Here is a 17665-nt window from a genome sequence, read left to right as displayed (position 1 = left end):
AAGCGCGATCCGCGTCTTGCGATTCCGACTGAATGGGCGAGTACCCGAAGAATTCGGTGGGAGAGAAATGGCGGACGCCAGCCCGCGGCAGCGCATTACATCTGATGCGCCGCTCCGGCGCGTGCCCGACCCGCCAAAAGGGACCGGCGGGGAGACAGGCCGGGGACGAAGACTCTTCCCTGGGTGTACACATGATCGATGGCGAGCCCGGCCGGGGGCGCACGAGGTTCGGGGTTTATCGCGCCGCGACGGGCTGCTTCGCCGGTTCGCGCCCGGCAACCGGACCGCCCTTTACCGACCACCGCCGGGGAAGGCTCACCACGCCCTGTTCCAAGCCGTCCTGCACCACCTGCAGCTCCGCCGCGTGCTCGACGCGGTCGTAAAGGTGGATGCCCTGCTCGCAAAGCAGGAAGACATTCACCCAATACGCCCCCTTCAGCAGCGAAAAATGGGGAAACACCAGCATGACCTCCCCGCTGCCGTCCGAGCGACGGTCGAGCGCCAGACCGTCATTCGAAGTGGAAGCGCTGGTGACGGCCCAGCCGTTGGATCCCGTGATGGTCAGCCCGACGCTAGGGGGTGGCAGAGCGGGATCCGACTCGAATCCGATGGCAACCTCCAAATCCGTCCGGCCGCTTCGCACCGCCAGTTTGCGATCCGTGACCCCATCCGCGGTCACTTCGACTTTCGTGAGCCGTCCTCCGCCGCTGGCCGCCGCGGGAGCGAGCGCCGGCTGGTCCGGGGCGCCACCCCCGTTTTCCGCCCCGCTCAGGAACTCGGCATAAGCGCTGACCACCCGTCCCGGATCTCCGTCCATGACGACCCGGCCATGATCCAGCCAAAGCACCCGGCTGCAGATCGCCTCCACCTGATACAGGGAATGAGAACAGAACAGGATCGTCTTACCGGCGTTCTTGTACCCGATGATCCGCTCGAACGACTTCCTGGCAAACGCGCCGTCACCGACCGAAAGCGTTTCGTCGAGAATCAGCACGTCCGGATCGGCGGCCGTTGCCACCGCGAACGCCAGACGCATGTACATCCCGGAGGAGTAGGTCTTCACCGGCTGGTCCATGAAATCCTCCAAGCCGGAGAACTCGACGATCCCATCGTACAGTTGCCCGACCCGGTCATTGGACAATCCCATCACGGACGCACCCAGGTATACGTTCTCCCGGCCGGTCATCTCCGGGTGGAATCCCGCCCCGAGCTCCAGCAGAGCCGCCACATGCCCGTTCACGCGGATGTCCCCCGCGGACGGAATCAAGGTGCCGGCGATCAGCTTGAGCAAAGTACTCTTGCCGGCACCGTTCGTGCCGACGATACCGACGACTTCACCTTGGGAGATTTCCAGGCTCAGAGGATGCAGCGCCGTCCACTCGCGATGGCGTCTGGTCTTCGTGAGGACCTCCCACAACGTCTCCCAGGGGTGGTCATAGGAGCGGTAGCTCTTGGCCACGTTGCGAAGGGAAATGGCCGTCATACCGCCTCACGTATGTGGGGCTCGCCACGATGGAACAACACCCAGGCGGGTCCGAGCGACAGGAACCAGAGCAACAGGGGCCGGATGAAGTTCCCGGCGGTCACCGGCAAACCGTGCACGGCGGACTCGATGACCGCCATGACATCCGCCAGCGGATTGACCGCCAGCAGTTCCTGAAACTCCTGCGGCAGCATTCCCGGAAGATACAGAATGGGTGTCAGATACAGCAGCATATTGAGCATGAAGGGGAACGCCTGGCGCAAATCCTTCACGAAACAACCGAGCACCGCAAGGAGATAGCAGGCGGGCATCAGCAAGACGAGCAACCCCGCCATCAGCAGAACACCTTGGATCGCGGCGCCGGGCCCTGCCAGCAACCCCATGGTGACCGCATAGATCGGCGTATAAACGAGGCAAGCCGAAAATCCCGGCAGCAACGGAAGCACCTTCAGCGGAAAAACCGTGCGCTTATAGAGGCTGCTGAATTCTGTGAGGACCGCCAGACAGCGATTCAGCGTGTCGCTGATGAACAGCCAGGGCAACATGGCGGTGAGGAAGTAGTCGATGAACACGACTTTGCCCGGAACCCTGACCTGGAGGACAAAATCCAGCAGAAACCAAAACGCCAGGATCTGCAGCGCCGGCTGGGCAAGCATCCATACCCAGCCCAGCACCGTCCCCCGGGTACGGCCGATGATGTCTCGGCGCACCAGCAGACTCAGCAGCTCGCGCTCCCGTGCAAGAACTTGAAAAGGGCCGAGCAGACCTGCCCAGGTCACGGCCCCAAAACGGGTAAACATCTGAAGCGGCTCTACAACCGACATTGCGTCTGCAGTAACGCTTATACCGAGCAATCGCGGGTCTGGAACCGGCTCAGGGGCTCGGCGATGGCGAACTCCCGCTCTTTGCAGGCTTGGAACGTTCGCCGTGGTACCACTTGCCGTCCATGAAGGTCCAATAATCGACGATGGAAGGCCCGACCAGGGCCTTGCCCTCGATGGCGGGGTGCATCACTTCCGTATCCAGCTTGATTTCAGCCTTATCCCCGGTGATCTTTACATCCGTGATGTTGTAACCGACGATTCGCAGCGTCGAAAACTGAGTCCGTGACATCTGGTCCGGCCTCAGCCGTCCCTCCAAGGTCGCGGTTTCCATCGAATACAGCGTTTGCAGGTCATTGATCTTCCTGGCATCCCAATAGACCTTGGCCCTTTCGCGCAGCGCGGCCTCACCTTCCACCCCAACCGCAGCGCTTGCCAACGTCGTAACCGCCAGCCATGCCCCGATTACCCACACAGCCCATTTACGTACCATAACCATTCCTCTCAGCAAAGATTACTGACTATCGGGAAAGTAACGCCCTATACAAACCGCCTCTCCCCCGCCCAATCTTGCCGGACCATCCTGCCCGACACCTTTCGGGTAAATACACAAATCGGCTTGGCTACCGATTTAACGTGAAACAACGCGAAGCGTTTCGTTGTCCCCCTCTCCCGCAAGCGGGAGATGGCTGCGGTGAGGGTAACGCTCATGCGACAAAACCTGTGCAACTGCAGGGAGCAAATTTGAACATGCGGAGCATGGCCCGCCGGTCACCGGCCCCACCCTCAAGCCCTGGAAACGCACTTAGCGTAAAAGAAATAATGTCGCTACCGTCCGTCATTCTGGGTGGGAACCCGGAATCCAGCGTCCAGAGCCTGCCCCGGACTCGATCCGGGGGATGGCGAGGCTTTCACGTCCTTGTGACTGGATGCCGCAGCCCATACGGCATGACGATCTGACATTCTTTTCGTTACGCTTAGTAAGTGTTTCCGAACTCGATCAGGGGAACACTCCTTTCGGGAACAGAGGCTTCAGCTCCTCTTGAACGATTTCGATCTTGGCATGCTTGGCAAGATCCTTGATATAGGCGTCGCGCAACTTGGCCTGCTCGGCGCCGCGCATACGTTGAATCACCTTGTCCCGGACATTGACATAAGGCGTGATCAGCGCCTTGCGCACATCCGTCAACATCAGAATTTCGTAACCAGCCGGCGACTCGATCACTTTGGTGCGCTCGCCAACCTTCAAATTGCGCACGGCTTCCGTCAGCCAGGGGTCACCCTCGCGAGGCAGAAAACCAATGTCCCCTTGAGGGGGTTTCGCCGCAGGATTCTCGGTCAGCTCCCCCGCCAACTTCGGAAAAGGCTCACCCGCATCCAACCGGCGCAAGGCGGCCTCGGCTCGCTGGCGTGCGGCCACCTTCTGCTCGGGGGTCGCGTTATCCGGGATGCGGAACTGGATCTGGCTGATCCGCACCATTTCCGGAATCCCGTAATCATTCTGGTGATCGAGATAATATTTGTATACCGCGTCTTCTTCCGGCATCGGCGGCAGCGGGAAATGCTCCTTGGCAAGCTTCTGGAAAGCCTCGCCCAGCTCGGCGGCCGTAGCTTCCTTCTTGGCCAAGCCCTTCTTGATGATGTCGTCCTTGAGCAACTGATTGCCGATGATCTCGCGGATCACTTCCGCCTTGCCTTCGTCCGTCATCGACTTCTGGACGTAAGCCTGGTTCCGCTGGAGGAAATTCACATAGTCCTGAACGGTCACTTCCACCCCGTTGGTCTTGAACATGACGACCCGCGGAGGCTTGGTCGGCGCGCTCTGTTCGGCGGCGGCTTTATCCGACTTTGCCGCCGGCGCCGACTTTGCGGCTGCGCCGGCGTACGATGCCGCGGTCAAGCCAAGCCCCGCCAGCAAAATGCCCAATGCAATTTTCACCATCTTTGCTCCTTCGAATCAGTTCAACACAAACCGCGCAGCGGAAAGCTCTTCAAAACGTTCCCACAAGGGTCCGTAGACGATCCACGCGCCCGGGGGGCCTTTGCCGCGTCCAACGATGCCATCCAACCAACCGTCACCGTCCAAATCCTGAAGAACGATATCCTGACTACCCTCGCTGGAACCGACGGGGACGCTGCGCATTGGCACAGGTGCTTTCCCGTCCCAGTTATTGGGAAAACGATAAATCGCAATCGCGCCGTAGCCGACACCGAACAAATAATTGAACCCGTCCTTGTCCTTGCTCCAGGCGAACCGTCTCAAGCCCATGTCCGTCGGAAACGGCAGCGCCGTCGTCTCCTGGAAATTCCCGTGGCCGTCGTTCAACAAAACGTGAATCACAAAAGGCCTCGATTGGTTTGGCACCAGCAGATCAAGCGCACCGTCGCCGTTGAGGTCCGCCGTGAGAACGTCCCATGGTGCGCCCGAACGGAATTTTGCGACGAGCTTCGGCTTGATCGCCCCGTCGGGGCCGGGATATTTGAGCATCAATACTTCCTGCGTCGTATTGCTGGCAAACAGCAACTCATCGACACCATCGCCATCGACGTCCGCCGGACGCACCCACTCCGCCCGGCGTATCGTGTGCTCCTTTTCACTGAGCGCGACCTGGAGCCGCTCCGATGCTTGCCCTTTGACTGGATCGAAGTTTTTCAGCAATACCAGGAAATCCTGCCCGAAAGGGCTCACCACCACGCTGTCTCCCCATCCTGGCCAACGGAACGATGCGGCGTGACGGGGTACCGGCACCTTCAATTCCGCAGCCTGGCGGAGACTGCCATTCGGGCCTGGCTCGAGGACAAGGACCTTATTCTGTCCTTCCGCCGCGGCCAGATAACGCGGACGGTCGGTTGACAAGCGAATGAGGTCGCCCGGATGAAATCCGACGATCGGCTGGCGCTCGCCGGCTATGAACGTACGCGCATCCTGTTGCAGAAATACCTGAGCGTAATTGTCGCCGTGGGAAACGAGTGCAACGTCAGCACGTCCATTGCCATCCATGTCATCCACCAGAATGTCGAACGGAGAGTCCGCGAACGGCAGCGATTGGTGAAACGAACTCGTATCCTCGATATTGACCGGCGCAACCTTTCTCGAGGCGCAGCCACTCAATGCGAATACGCTTAGAGCGATCCCTAAGGCCAAGATAATACGGGACATATCGCAACTACATACCCTATGTTCGTGAGTAAGAAGCGACCGGCACCGGCGCTTTATCGACCATCGATGAACCTTCGACACGACGCGGCGATCGCGAATTTTACCGGAAGGAACTCGGGAAATTGAATTCTGACCCATAGCGACGAAGGTCAAACCGAGAAATTCAATCGAACTGGAGAGCCCGGGTCACGGGCAGATGACGTTCTTCGAGGAAGAATAAAGAACGGCGTGCGGCAAGCCGCACGCCGTTTTCTTTCTCAGCCGCCGGGGACCGGCTCACACCGGCCCCGACCCCGCTAGATTACGGAGCCTGGCTGAAGAGGCCGCGATCGTGACCCAGCGCGGTCTCGAACGGAATCACACTGATGTCCGTCGGGACCCAGTCGCCGTTGGTCGGATCGGTTTCCAGCGTCACGAAGTACTGCAGCGGGACCGAGAAGGCAACGGCTGCCGACTCGGGCGCGCCGATACCGGTATCGACCGGCTCCGGCAGATACAGCTTCATGAAGCCGCCCTGCAGCAGGTTCTCGAGCGCGATGGCGCCAGTCGGATCGGTGACCGGGGTTTCCTGGTACGGCGGTACGCAGAAGATCCGGTTGAAGCCATGGTTCTTGATGAACTTCGGAACCGGCCACTTGAACGGAATCTGCGCGTTCTTACCAGCGGTGACGTCGGTCTGCGCCCATACCAGGTTCAGCTGATAGGGAAGATCGATGTTGTCAGAGCACTTCTGTTCCTTGTCGTTGTAGACGTCGACGCCGAGGCCCGTCCAAGATCCCGCGTTGCGGTCGTTCCACACCACCATCAGGGTCGGAACCTGCAGGATGTTGATGAGGTTGGCGTTGCCGATCGGCACGTTGCGGTTGCCCAGGGTCAGATCGACCACGGTCACATCGCTGCCGTTGCCATCCGACCAGTTGGTGCGGATGCCGGCGATCAGCGGAGAGGCGATGACGTTCTGGTTCACACCGGCCTCGATGACGCCGTTCTCGACGGTGGGCTTCTTGCTGCCGTTGTCCGCGCCGTCGCTCATCGGCATGACCGGGATCTTGGCGTCGATGAGGCCGATGACGCCACCGGTATCCGGATTGGCACCCGCGCGAACGCCGGCGAACATCCAGGCTTCCGCGAAGAAGCTGAAGTCGGCGTCGTCGCCGCCTGCGCCTGCTTCCGTGACCAGCACCATGTAGCCGGGGAAGCCATCGAACTCGCCCTGCTTGCCGTTCTTACGAACGAAAGCACCCCAGTCGATCACGGCCACGTCTTCCGGCGTGACATCGATCGTACCGTTCAGACGGTGGACGCTCTTCTTGTCCAGGAAGTACCAGTGAATGGTGTTCGACGGCATCAGATCCGGGTCCGCGGGCTTCTGCTTGCCCGGCTTGATGAGGGTGCCATTGGTCGGGGAAGTGTGGATCGCGGTGTAGAAGTTCGGGATCACGTCGTTACCGACCGACATCGGCACCGTGATCTTGATGACGGTGTTGATGCCCAGAATAGTCGGATTCTCATCGACCCAGCTGCTGGACCACAGAACGAACGGGACGAGGTTGGCTTCACCCGCTTCGGTTTCACGCATCGCGTTGGCCGACATGCTCGTCGCGGCCAGAGCCGTGAACATGCCCGCTGCGATAGCGGTCTTTTTGAAGTTCATACTCATTAGGGAACCTCTAAAAATCCGAATTCCATGCTCTCCGATTCGTTCGTACCGGAAAAATTCAGGTTTTCGCGCCCAGGACGGCAAAATTCGGGGTTGATCCGGTCCGCAACGGCCTGTTGCGGGGGTATTTCCCCCGTTTCAGGCCACAGCGGGCAGACCGATCCCGTCCGGGCTTGCCGCCCGGCGGGCCTGCCTTCTGACTTCGTTCGCCGTCAACTGCACCAGACGCTTCATGTTGTAAGCCAGGTTCAGCAGGCCCACCTTCACCCGTGCTCGCTCCAGGCCGATGGTCCGGACGATGTGTCCGTCCATGGCGGCCTGGGCGCCGAAGATGTGTTCCACCCGCGCCCGTACCTTGGATTTGTTGCGGTTCGACGCGGTTTGTTCTTCCGTCAGCGGGGCGGCGCGGGTGCCTTTTTCGTGGATTTGGCTGACCATCCCCGCTTCGGCCAGACGCTCTTCGTGTTTTTCCGAGCGGTAGGCGCTGTCGGCATACACCGGGCGCTTATGGCCTTCGGCATCGGTGGTTTCCGTATCCAGCAGGTCTTCGAAAACCTGGCTGTCGTGGACGTGGGCGGGCGTGACGCTGTAGTCCTGGATCAGCTTGGTGGCCGCGTCGGCGTTGATGTGGTTTTTGTAGCCGTAATGGGTCTCGTGGTTCTTCTTGGTCCAGCGGGCCTCCGTGTCCTTTTGCCGCCGCATGGGGGCGTTCTCGTCATCGTCCCAGCCCTCGGGAATCTCTCCCGCCTTGATCCGGGCGTTCTCTTCCCGGCTGTTGCGCTGGCGCGGCGCTTCGATGAAGGTCGCGTCGATCATCTGCCCGGTTTTGGCCACATAGCCGCGCCGCGCCAGTTGCTCGTTAAAACGGCCAAACAGCACCTCGACCAGACCCAAGGCTTTCAGCCGTTCGCGGAACAGCCACACGGTCTTGGCATCCGGCACCCGGTGTTCCATCCGCAGCCCCAGGAAACGCATGAAGCTCAGCCGATCGCGGATCTGATATTCCAGTCCGTCGTCGGAGAGGTTGTAGAGATGTTGCAGGATCAGTACCTTGAACATCAGCACCCCGTCAAAGGGTTTGGCCCCGGCGTTACTCTTGCGCTCCTTCTCGTGAACCCGGTTGAGATCGGCCCGAAAATCCTCAAAGTCGATTTCCGCCTTGAGCTTGACCAAAGGATCGCCCAAGGCGGTGAGTTGGGCGGCACGCTCGTCGAGATCAAACAGGCCGGGCTGGCGGTGGAAGTTCATGCGGCAATCTCAGTGGCAGGGCTATCCCGGTATTTTCTCAAAGGGACGGTGCAAGGGGGAATTTTTAGAGGTGCCCATTAGAAGATCTCCCTTTGAAGTCGACAGTTAACCCAGGAAATGGAGCACCCCAATCCTTTGCCCTAAAACTGCTTGAGACCAGGGCCAAGCCAGACGTCCAGGACGTCCTCCGGGAATTATGAACGTTTCGCCGCTTTTTGCCAAACGCGACAGGTGCTCACGCATTCCCGCAGCTCCATGCGAGAGATAAGCTAAGCCGCGCCGCGCGCGATGTCAAGCTTTTTTGTAGCTAAACTATTACTGTTTTGTTGTAAAAACGAGATAAGCGGAACGGCATTTCCGCACCTGGCCACCGCACTGCTCGCGGATCGCGAACAAACGCTCGCCGGCCCACCGGATTGTCCACACGCTTCACGTGCCGCCGAAAAGCCAGCCGGGCGCGCATCCCTCCGCACACCCGACGGGCGGTGGCCATGTCGGCGCCGCTCTGCCAGCAGCAAGGGAGCCCTGCTGGCTCAGGGAGGCCACCTTATGGATGATAGGTATGCGCGCGAATGCGCTGCGACGGGCGTGACACCTCGCCTCCTTGAAGCAGCCATCCCCAACAAGCTGAAATTCAATTGTTTTCACACTCTTAGGCATGAACCCCAATTTTAACGCGCCGCCCGAGGTGCTAGCATTTGCTTTCGTTGCGACGGGAACGCCGCCAAGCCGCAGGCCAAGACCGGAAGGCCAGCCGATCCGCGCCGAAGAAACCCAATCCTGAAATCACTCAGTTCGTTCATGCAATCCTGCGAACAAGACTTTATTCCCTATGCCGCGATTTCTTCCATCGGGCCAGGGCCGGCCATCGTTTTCGCGCCGCACCCGGACGACGAAGTGTTCGGGTGCGGGGGAGCCATCATGCGCCACGTCTCCTCCGGCGATCCGGTGCGTGTCGTCATAGTCACCGACGGCGCCTACGGCGCTCCCACGGATTCCGAAGAGTACGCTCGGACACGCCGGAAGGAGAGCGCGCAGGCTGCGGCAATCCTGGGATACGGGGTTCCTGAGTTCTGGAACCTGCCCGACCGGGGGCTGGAATACGGTGAGCGGCTGATCCAACGCATTCTCGCCACTATAGAAGAATGTGCGGTAAAACTCGTCTACACGCCTTCCTGGTGGGAAATTCATCCCGACCACCGCGTGGCGGCGCTGGCAGTCGCCGAAGCAGTGCGCCGCTGCGCCCGGCCGATCCACCTGGCGATGTACGAGGTCGGCGTGCCATTGCAACCCAATGCCCTTCTGGACATTACCGACCTGACCGTGCGCAAGGCCTCCGCCGTAGCCTGTTTCTCCAGCCAACTGGCGCAGCAAGATTACGACGAGCAGATCGCTGCGCTCAACCGTTTCCGCACCTATACGCTGCCTCGAACCGTTCAGGCGGCCGAAGGCTATCTCGTCCTGTCCGCGGAAGAACTGAGAAACGGCATCCCCGGCATGATGACTCACAAAGACCGTCTGGCCGTACGCGGTGAAACCGGCGACATGGCCACTGCTCCCTTGGTCTCGGTCATCGTACGCAGCATGGACCGAGTACGACTGAAAGAAGCCCTCGACTCGGTCGCGCTGCAGACCTACCCTCGCATCGAAGTCATCGTGGTCAATGCCAAAGGGGACGGCCATACGCCGCTAGCGCCGTGGTGCGGCCGCTTCCCGCTTCGGTTCGTTCCCTCGGATGTCCCACTGCCACGCAGCCGGGCCGCCAATATCGGGCTCGATCGCGCCGATGGCGAGTACATCGTTGTTCTCGACGACGATCACGTCTTTCAACCAGACCACATCACTTCTCTGGTCGATGCCCTCCACGGCCAGAGCGCCGTCCGCTGCGCCTATGCCGGCCCGCGGGTGGATTTTTTTTCGGCGGAACAACACCCAGGCGAAAGCGTTTTCCATGAACCGCCCCAGGTGGAAAAACCGGGGAAACCCGATATCGTCCCGGTCCACGCGGTCCTGTTTCATCGGTCGCTGCTCGACTTGCAATGCCGCTTCGACGAAAATCTGAACATGCTGGAAGATTGGGATTTCTGGCTTCAGGCGATGCGGCACACGGCTTTTATCCATGTAGACAAAATCGGTCTCTGTCATCACACCGGCAGACACCCTCGCGAAAGGGATACCGAACTCCATCGATTTCCCGACCGTCTGTCCAAATGCGAAACCGAGCTTGCGAACTACCGGTCCCTGGTCGAAGCAAAACATGCTGAGATGGAAGTACGCGACATCGAGCTCGAACGCCTGCGACGGTCGATAGACGCGCTCCTGGCCGCTCGGCTCAAGACTCAGGGACAATTGGACTCGGCAACCGCATCGGCCAACCGGTTGCGGCTTGGCCACGATGCCGTCCACGAATCGCCATCACGGGCCATTTCCGCGCCATCACGCTTCGGCGCCCACTTGGTTCGAGGCCGATACGGCGAAGCATGGGACGCATTGCGCCGAGGGATTCGGCCTGCAGGGCGGACAATATACAAGACCCTGCCCCGCCATTTAGCCGATACTTTAGTCCACACGATATATCGCCATTTCGGGCCGATTTTCGTCGGATTTGATGATTATGAGCGATGGAGACGTGAACCAAGCCCCTCCCCGGAAGAAACATCCGAGCACCACCCGAGAGAGACTGACAACTATCGACGGTGTTCCGGCCCCGGCTAATCCGACGAATGGGCGTATCGCCGTTCATGGGCATTTTTCTTACTCGGGTCTCGCTAAAGAAATGGCGAAACACCTGTCCCGGCTCCCTTCCCGTTGGACTTGATCGCGACGGCGAAATCGCACGCCGATGGCAAAGCCTGCCACGATGTGCTGGCAGAGTTGCCGCAACTTGGAACGCTTGCGATCTCCGGCGTGCCTGATCGGGACAAGGCCGTCCAATGCTGAAAAATCCCAATACGGCAGAAGACCATCTAGCGAAGACAACTCGAGTAGGGGGGAACAGCAGATCGTTCCGCGCACAAACCATTAGATCACTTGCTACCCAACCAAAGATAGGACGACGGCATCATCTCCTCGGCCGGAAGATTTCTCCTTCTTCCCAAGAACTTTGCCGCACCTATCGCTGGAAACCTCGTCCGCACCGTCATGCCGCAAATTAGCATTAAGGTACCGCAAAATATGTCCACCGCCTCTCCAGGCCGCATTCACATCGTTTCGAGCCGACCATTATTTTTTAGATATCCAAAGCCTGAACCGGAAACGTCGCCAAGCTATCGGCACGACGAATCCTGCCCGGATATAATCCACACCACTCAACAATAAAACTCCGGCGGATCAGCGGCCACCCATTAGCGCCAATGCCATCCAAGAAAGGCTGATTTTGGCATATATATTGACATCCGATCATCGAAAGCATAATGAACAATACTCCTGCTGAACCGGCTCACCTGAGCCATGAGAACCCACTGGTCTCAGTGGTGATCCGAACGAAAGACCGCCCCAAACGCCTGGCAGATGCGGTACGAAGTGTACGCGAGCAGACTCACAGACCGTTGGAGGTGATCGTCGTCAACGACGGTGGATGGACCTTACCCGAGGAAGCGCTCAAGGAGCATGCCGGCGATGTCGAACTTGTCCTGATTCAACTCGAGCAGAACCAAGGCCGTGCCAAAGCAGCCAATACGGGCCTGCAAGCAGCAACGGGGCGGTATCTATGCTTTCTCGACGACGACGATAGATTCTTGCCTGAGCATATAGAGCTTTTGGCCTCTTGCCTCGAGCACATCGAGCACCGGGTCTGCTACTCGGATGCCGAGCTGTGCTGGCAGGTTTACAACGTAGAAACAGGCGAGTTTGAGATCGTCAATCGCCAGGTATTCGGCTCCAGAGACTTCAACCTCGCCGAACTGCTCTGCGGTAACTACATTCCCCTAAACACCCTGCTTTTCGATCGACAAGTGCTGCTGGAGGTCGAGGGGTTCGATCCCCAGTTTGATATTTACGAGGACTGGGACCTCCTACTGCGCGTCGGCAGCCGCTATCCCTTCTATCACCTGCCTCGCGTGACCGCCCAATACAACCAGTGGAGCAGGGATCATCAGAATTTCTACGATCATTTTGCGCAAACCGGTCATGCCCCCCTCTTGCATATCACCGGCTACGACAAGCTCATCGAAAAGAACCGGCATCTCTTCAACGCCGACGTGGCAAGACATCTGTTGGCCGCGGTTAATCGCCTGAGGGCGGTCGAAACGGAGCTTGCTCACCGGGATGCCGCGCCACCGGAATCCCCCTTTACACAACTGAAAACACAACTGGACCAGATACTCGCAACCATCGGTCCGTCATTTGCCGAACTCGAAGGGCGTATAGCCGATCTCGACGAGAGCCACCGCGATGTCATCGTTTCGGCTGCCTCCAGACTTGATGCGGGTGTCGGCGATCTGGACAGGCTCCGGTCCGACGTCAGCCGCCTTCTCACGGACACAGAGGCTGCATGGCAGCAAATAGGCGCGCGTGAGCTCGACCTTGAAAAGGTTGGAACAGATCTGATAAAGGCTCAGAAGGTGTTTGAGGAATGCCGATCAGAGGTCGTCCACTTAACCACGCTCAACCAGATCATTTCCGAGCGTGACAGCCAAATCGTGGCCCTTCAGCAAGTAATGGCTCAGCGTGAAACGCTGCTCACAGCCCTCTACAGCTCCACTAGCTGGCGCGTTACCGCACCGCTCCGCGCCATCTCGCGCCCCTTGAGATGGCTTCTACGGAATACCCGCCGCGCACTAATGCTGAGCTGGTGGCTTGGCACAGGACAGTTCAGCCGCGCGATCGGCGCAGCATTTCCTTACTTCTGGCGCTATGTGCCACCACCGATAAAAATAATAATCCCGAGCCATGTAAGCGAAACTGTGAAACACCGGCTCAAATTGACTGACGTAAAGCCACCGCAAAGCCCTAAAGATCACGGCGACCACGGCATCGCAGCGGCACACAGTGCAGATGCCACATCGCTAGAACTTCCAGAGAAGTATTACTTTGACCTTTCCGCTGAACCCGTCGCCCATAGTCCAGTCAAGGCTATTGCATTTTACCTTCCCCAGTTCCATGCCATTCCCGAGAATGACGAATGGTGGGGCAAAGGATTTACCGAATGGACCAATACTCGGAGGGGGGAACCTCTGTTTGAAGGGCACCATCAGCCACGCGTTCCATTGCATCTTGGCTATTATAATTTGGATGATGTCGGCGTTTATGAAGAACAAGTCAAGCTCGCGAAGAAAGCAGGCGTCTACGGCTTCTGTTTTTATTTTTACTGGTTTGCAGGCAAGACATTACTTGAAAAGCCTTTACGTAACATGCTTGCCAACACGCAGATCAACCAACCGTTTTGCCTTTGCTGGGCAAACGAGAACTGGACCCGCCGCTGGGACGGGCTTGATGACGAGATACTGATCGCACAACGGCATAGCGAAAAAGATGCACTAGCTTTTCTCAATTATGTCAACGAATATTTCTGCGACGACAGATATATAAAAATCGATGGAAGACCCTTGCTCATAGTCTATAGACCAGGAATCATTCCCGAGATCACGCGTATTCAGGACCTATGGCGAAGGCGAGCAATGGAACTTGGCTGGCCCGGACTTTACCTGGTTTCCGCACAGACTTTTGGTCAAATGGACCCACGGGACTTCCATTTCGATGCCGCGGTACAGTTTCCCCCTCATTCTCCCAACCCTTTGCCCTCGATTAACGGTCAAACACCCAAGCTCCTGCAAGACTTTGAAGGATCTGTCGTTGATTATGACAATACTGCGCACCTTTTCTGTGACAGTTTGGCCACGGACTATAAGCTCTTCCCCGGCATCACACTTGGATGGGACAACACGGGCAGACGCGGCAAGCGTGCGACTGTCTTTCGAAATTTTTCCCTGACCAGTTATTCACAATGGCTGCTGACAGCCTGTAAAACCACTTCCGCAAACCCGAAATTGGCTGATAATGAAAAACTCGTCTTTATCAATGCATGGAATGAATGGGGCGAAGGCACGTATCTAGAACCCGATACCAAATATGGCTTTGGATACCTCGAGGCGACAAAAAAGGCATTAAACGCCTGCGCCGACAACAAGCCACGCATAACAGTAATTGTACCGAACTACAACCATGCTGAGTTTCTTGAACGGAGACTCACATCTATTATTCAGCAGAGCCAGAAACCAGAAGAAATCATCTTTCTTGACGACGCTTCTTCTGATAACAGCATAACAATCGCACGCGAGATCCTATCAAAGTCAAACATAAGGTATGTCATCCTTACAAATTCCAGCAATTCTGGCAATGTGTTCAAGCAATGGATAAAAGGACTAGAACATGCGACTGGGGATTTGATTTGGATAGCCGAAAGTGACGACGACGCCCCGCACGATTTCCTCGCCAATATCCTCCCTGAATTCGACCAAGAGGATGTTCTTCTGGCATACGGCGATATTAGTTATATCGATACGAAGGGCATGCCGGATCCGGGCCTCCTGCACTATTACGACGATCTGAATGACCTCAATTGGGATCACTCCCATGTTGTTCCTGCCTACCGCGCTTTTTCCGGTGCTTTCGCCATCAAGAACATCATTCCAAATGTTTCAGGCGCGGTATTCCGAAAGCCGATTCTCACAGAAACCGAAAAGAACCGCCTGACTTCATATACTTTTGCGGGCGACTGGTATTTTTATGCCATGATTGCGCGAGGAGGTTCAATTGCCTTCCGCAAGGAAGCCAAGTCGTATTTCCGCATCAATCATGGGGGGACGTCGCGGAAGGCATTCTTCTCTGACAGGCATCTTTTAGAACATGAGATGATCCTTCAAGACCTGCGCAAATTGTATGGGATAACAAAGGAAGTCACTCAAGACCATATCGAGGCGCTTCAAAAAGTATTTGAATACGAATTATCCGATAGTTCAGCGATCGATATGGCGCATGTACAAGATGTCCACGCATCAAAGAATGAAAGCTTGCGCATCTGCATAGCGAGCTACGGCTTTACTGTGGGAGGCGGGGAGATCGTACCTGTCGACATCGCAAACGCACTCCGTGCACGCGGGCATCATATTACATTTCTGGCGCTGGTAAAGAATTCTCCAGACGATCCCCCGGTGCTTCGCCACCGCTTGCGTAACGATATCCCTGTCGTCTATTGGGATGACGTCAAGCATTGTTTTCAATATTTCTTGGATCAGTACGGAATCGAAATTATCAATTCTCATAATTTCGGTGTCGAATATTGCCTTTCTCACACCGGCGTTGATATTAGACGCCCTTATATCGCTTCCCTTCATGGCGGCTATGAATCAGTAGACGAAAAACTTCTAACAAAGGATTTCATGGCATACATTGGAAAGAATGTAAACGAATGGCTGTATTTGTCCAACAAGAACACCGCACCTCTAAAAATCCGCGGACTGCGGCATGCGCGCTTTACCAAGTCATTCAACGCAATTACCTTACGTCCGCCAAACGCTGGCTTGGACCTCAATATTCGAAAAAGCCTTAATGCAAACAAGGACACGGTTCTTCTTGTCATCGCTTCGCGCGCGGTCTACGAAAAAGGGTGGCAGATGGCAATTGAGGCTACAAGACGAGTGCGACACCAAATCGAACGCGACTGCAGACTATTGCTCATCGGCGATGGGCGTGATTTCGAAGCGATCAAATCCGCCAATCTGGATAAGGATTATTTGTACTTCCTGGGGCGCCTCGATAATCCTTTCCCAGTCATAAAGGAATGTGATATTGGAGTTTTCCCAAGCACTTATCCTGGAGAATCGTTCCCTCTTTTCGTTTTGGAATGCCTTCAGAGCGGTCTTCCTGTCGTCGCAACAGATATCGGAGAAATCCCAAATATAATGAGCATAGCCAAGGAAGAGATGCCTGGATTTGTCGTCTCCAGGAACCATAACGAGGAAGCGCTTATCGATGAGATGGCGCAAGCCATAGGCGCATTAATAAAAGACGAGCGAAGAATGAATTCTGCGAGGCAGCAGGCCCGCATGGCCGGAGAGCGTTTCTGCATTGAAAGGCTCGTGGATTTTTATCTTGATATGTTTGAAAAACATATCGATCCCACCTTAAATTGATCTATCCGGCCGTTTCATTCGCACACCGAGGCTTCACGTGCTTGACGACTCTAAACCCGGCGATTGGATAATTCGAGACACGGCACCCAAATGAAGTACCCCCATTTTTTGAAAAAAATCGCTTCAAATACGCCAATCCTCGGACGAATCGTCTCTGAGCGGGATCAAATGCGGTCCGAGATTAGTGTGCTTTCTCGTGAGCATAATCGGCTCCTCGAAGAATTGTCATTGATCTCATCAGAGCGTGACCAATTCAAAAAATTGCTCGAAGCCAGTAATCATGGATATTGCCACTGTTGCAGACAGAAAACGGTGTTTAGGTTAGACGGCGACTGGCTGAGGGATCAATACGTTTGCGTTAATTGCCTTTCGCTTCCGCGTCAACGCCACATTCAATACATCCTTGACACTCACTTCGAAGGCTGGGAGCGTCAGGAGATTCATGAATCATCCCCGTCAAATGATTTCATCTCTCGATACTGCAATTCCTACTCATTCTCTCAATATTTTGACTCCGAAGAGAGGGGCGCAATTATTGAGGGAGTCCGCTGCGAAAATCTAGAGTCCCTCACATTTCCGGACAACAGCTTTGATTTATTCATAACCCAAGATGTATTCGAGCACATTTTTCACCCATCCCTTGCATTCAAGGAAATAATTAGAGTATTAAAACCCGGCGGAACTCATATATTTACCGTACCCAAAGAAAAAAATCTGCCTTTTAGCAGCCCCAGGGCGAAGCTTATTGGGTCACAAATTGAATATGTCAAGGAGCCCGTCTATCATGGAAACCCCGTAGGAGACGGAAGATCGCTTGTCACCTGGGATTATGGAGCTGATTTCGAAGCTTTAATCAGCATTTGGTCGGGGGCCATGACCACCACCTATCTCACCAGGGACAGAACTTTGGGCATTGACGGCGAATATATTGAAGTCTTTGCGACAAAAAAGCCGCAATGATGACTTATGCTTCGACGAAATCTTCGACCGAAGACCACCGAAATGTAACCGTTCAGCCCCCTGAGAGCGTGGGCGTCCCGCCCGCTGAAAAAGCGGCCAGGACGGCCCCGTTCCCAGCAAAAAAGTGTGGGGCTGAACGGATACATTCAGCCTCGTTTAGCGGGACGCAGAAGATCGGTTTCGACCGCCAAAGATGATCTA

The 17665-nt window shown here is 56.4% G+C and carries 10 protein-coding genes and 1 pseudogene; 3 read left to right on the top strand and 8 right to left on the bottom strand.

Going from position 1 to position 17665, the window contains the following annotated elements; all coding sequences use genetic code 11:
• Positions 1-235 precede the first annotated feature (235 nt).
• The 8 genes and pseudogenes from ABZN20_RS20100 to ABZN20_RS16710 form a co-directional block, all read right to left on the bottom strand.
• On the bottom strand, positions 236-817 hold the full coding sequence (locus tag ABZN20_RS20100) for a Wzt carbohydrate-binding domain-containing protein (RefSeq protein ID WP_423246451.1): 582 nt from the start codon (positions 815-817) through the stop codon (positions 236-238).
• Between the two features lie 165 nt (positions 818-982).
• Positions 983-1483: pseudogene (locus tag ABZN20_RS20095) on the bottom strand (ABC transporter ATP-binding protein); the annotation flags it as partial.
• Positions 1480-2337: an ABC transporter permease gene (locus ABZN20_RS16735; protein ID WP_367026006.1), complete on the bottom strand. Its 858-nt coding sequence runs from the start codon at positions 2335-2337 to the stop codon at positions 1480-1482. The gene ABZN20_RS16735 and the pseudogene ABZN20_RS20095, both read right to left, overlap by 4 nt.
• 19 nt (positions 2338-2356) lie before the next feature.
• Positions 2357-2797, bottom strand: coding sequence for a hypothetical protein (locus tag ABZN20_RS16730; RefSeq protein WP_218808880.1), 441 nt, complete (start codon positions 2795-2797; stop codon positions 2357-2359).
• 507 nt (positions 2798-3304) lie between these two features.
• Entirely contained in the window at positions 3305-4012 is a 708-nt protein-coding gene (locus tag ABZN20_RS16725; RefSeq protein ID WP_367026005.1) for a peptidylprolyl isomerase, read from the bottom strand.
• A 249-nt stretch (positions 4013-4261) separates the two neighbouring features.
• Entirely contained in the window at positions 4262-5464 is a 1203-nt protein-coding gene (locus tag ABZN20_RS16720) for an FG-GAP repeat domain-containing protein (RefSeq protein WP_367026004.1), read from the bottom strand.
• A 301-nt stretch (positions 5465-5765) separates the two neighbouring features.
• The gene (locus ABZN20_RS16715) at positions 5766-7118 is read right to left on the bottom strand and encodes a hypothetical protein (protein WP_367026003.1); all 1353 of its coding nucleotides are present in this window, start codon (positions 7116-7118) and stop codon (positions 5766-5768) included.
• A 144-nt stretch (positions 7119-7262) separates the two neighbouring features.
• Positions 7263-8372 (bottom strand): IS5 family transposase, encoded by a 1110-nt coding sequence (locus ABZN20_RS16710; RefSeq protein WP_367025449.1) that lies wholly within the window; start codon positions 8370-8372, stop codon positions 7263-7265.
• Positions 8373-9173: 801 nt separating this feature from the next.
• Here ABZN20_RS16710 and ABZN20_RS16705 point away from each other — a divergent pair.
• The 3 genes from ABZN20_RS16705 to ABZN20_RS16695 all read left to right on the top strand — a co-directional run bounded on the left by ABZN20_RS16705 (position 9174) and on the right by ABZN20_RS16695 (position 17464).
• Positions 9174-11087 (top strand): PIG-L family deacetylase, encoded by a 1914-nt coding sequence (locus ABZN20_RS16705; RefSeq protein WP_367026002.1) that lies wholly within the window; start codon positions 9174-9176, stop codon positions 11085-11087.
• Between the two features lie 698 nt (positions 11088-11785).
• Positions 11786-16504, top strand: coding sequence for a glycoside hydrolase family 99-like domain-containing protein (locus tag ABZN20_RS16700; RefSeq protein WP_367026001.1), 4719 nt, complete (start codon positions 11786-11788; stop codon positions 16502-16504).
• A 90-nt stretch (positions 16505-16594) separates the two neighbouring features.
• Positions 16595-17464, top strand: a complete 870-nt coding sequence (locus ABZN20_RS16695; RefSeq protein ID WP_367026000.1) for a class I SAM-dependent methyltransferase — start codon at positions 16595-16597, stop codon at positions 17462-17464.
• Positions 17465-17665 lie beyond the last annotated feature (201 nt).

It is taken from the genome of Methylococcus sp. ANG, from assembly GCF_040730495.1.
In the GTDB taxonomy this organism is placed as follows: domain Bacteria; phylum Pseudomonadota; class Gammaproteobacteria; order Methylococcales; family Methylococcaceae; genus Methylococcus.
Note: the sequence above shows the minus strand (reverse complement) of the source record. Positions and strands in the feature narration are given on the sequence as shown.

Excerpts from the sequence above, each read along its gene's own strand:
- ABZN20_RS16705 (WP_367026002.1), top strand. The coding sequence starts at position 9,174 with ATGCAATCCTGCGAACAAGACTTTATTCCCTATGCCGCGATTTCTTCC.
- ABZN20_RS16710 (WP_367025449.1), bottom strand. The coding sequence starts at position 8,372 with ATGAACTTCCACCGCCAGCCCGGCCTGTTTGATCTCGACGAGCGTGCC.
- ABZN20_RS16725 (WP_367026005.1), bottom strand. The coding sequence starts at position 4,012 with ATGACGGACGAAGGCAAGGCGGAAGTGATCCGCGAGATCATCGGCAAT.
- ABZN20_RS16730 (WP_218808880.1), bottom strand. The coding sequence starts at position 2,797 with ATGGTACGTAAATGGGCTGTGTGGGTAATCGGGGCATGGCTGGCGGTT.
- ABZN20_RS16715 (WP_367026003.1), bottom strand. The coding sequence starts at position 7,118 with ATGAACTTCAAAAAGACCGCTATCGCAGCGGGCATGTTCACGGCTCTG.
- ABZN20_RS16720 (WP_367026004.1), bottom strand. The coding sequence starts at position 5,464 with ATGTCCCGTATTATCTTGGCCTTAGGGATCGCTCTAAGCGTATTCGCA.
- ABZN20_RS20100 (WP_423246451.1), bottom strand. The coding sequence starts at position 817 with ATGGACGGAGATCCGGGACGGGTGGTCAGCGCTTATGCCGAGTTCCTG.
- ABZN20_RS16700 (WP_367026001.1), top strand. The coding sequence starts at position 11,786 with ATGAACAATACTCCTGCTGAACCGGCTCACCTGAGCCATGAGAACCCA.
- ABZN20_RS16695 (WP_367026000.1), top strand. The coding sequence starts at position 16,595 with ATGAAGTACCCCCATTTTTTGAAAAAAATCGCTTCAAATACGCCAATC.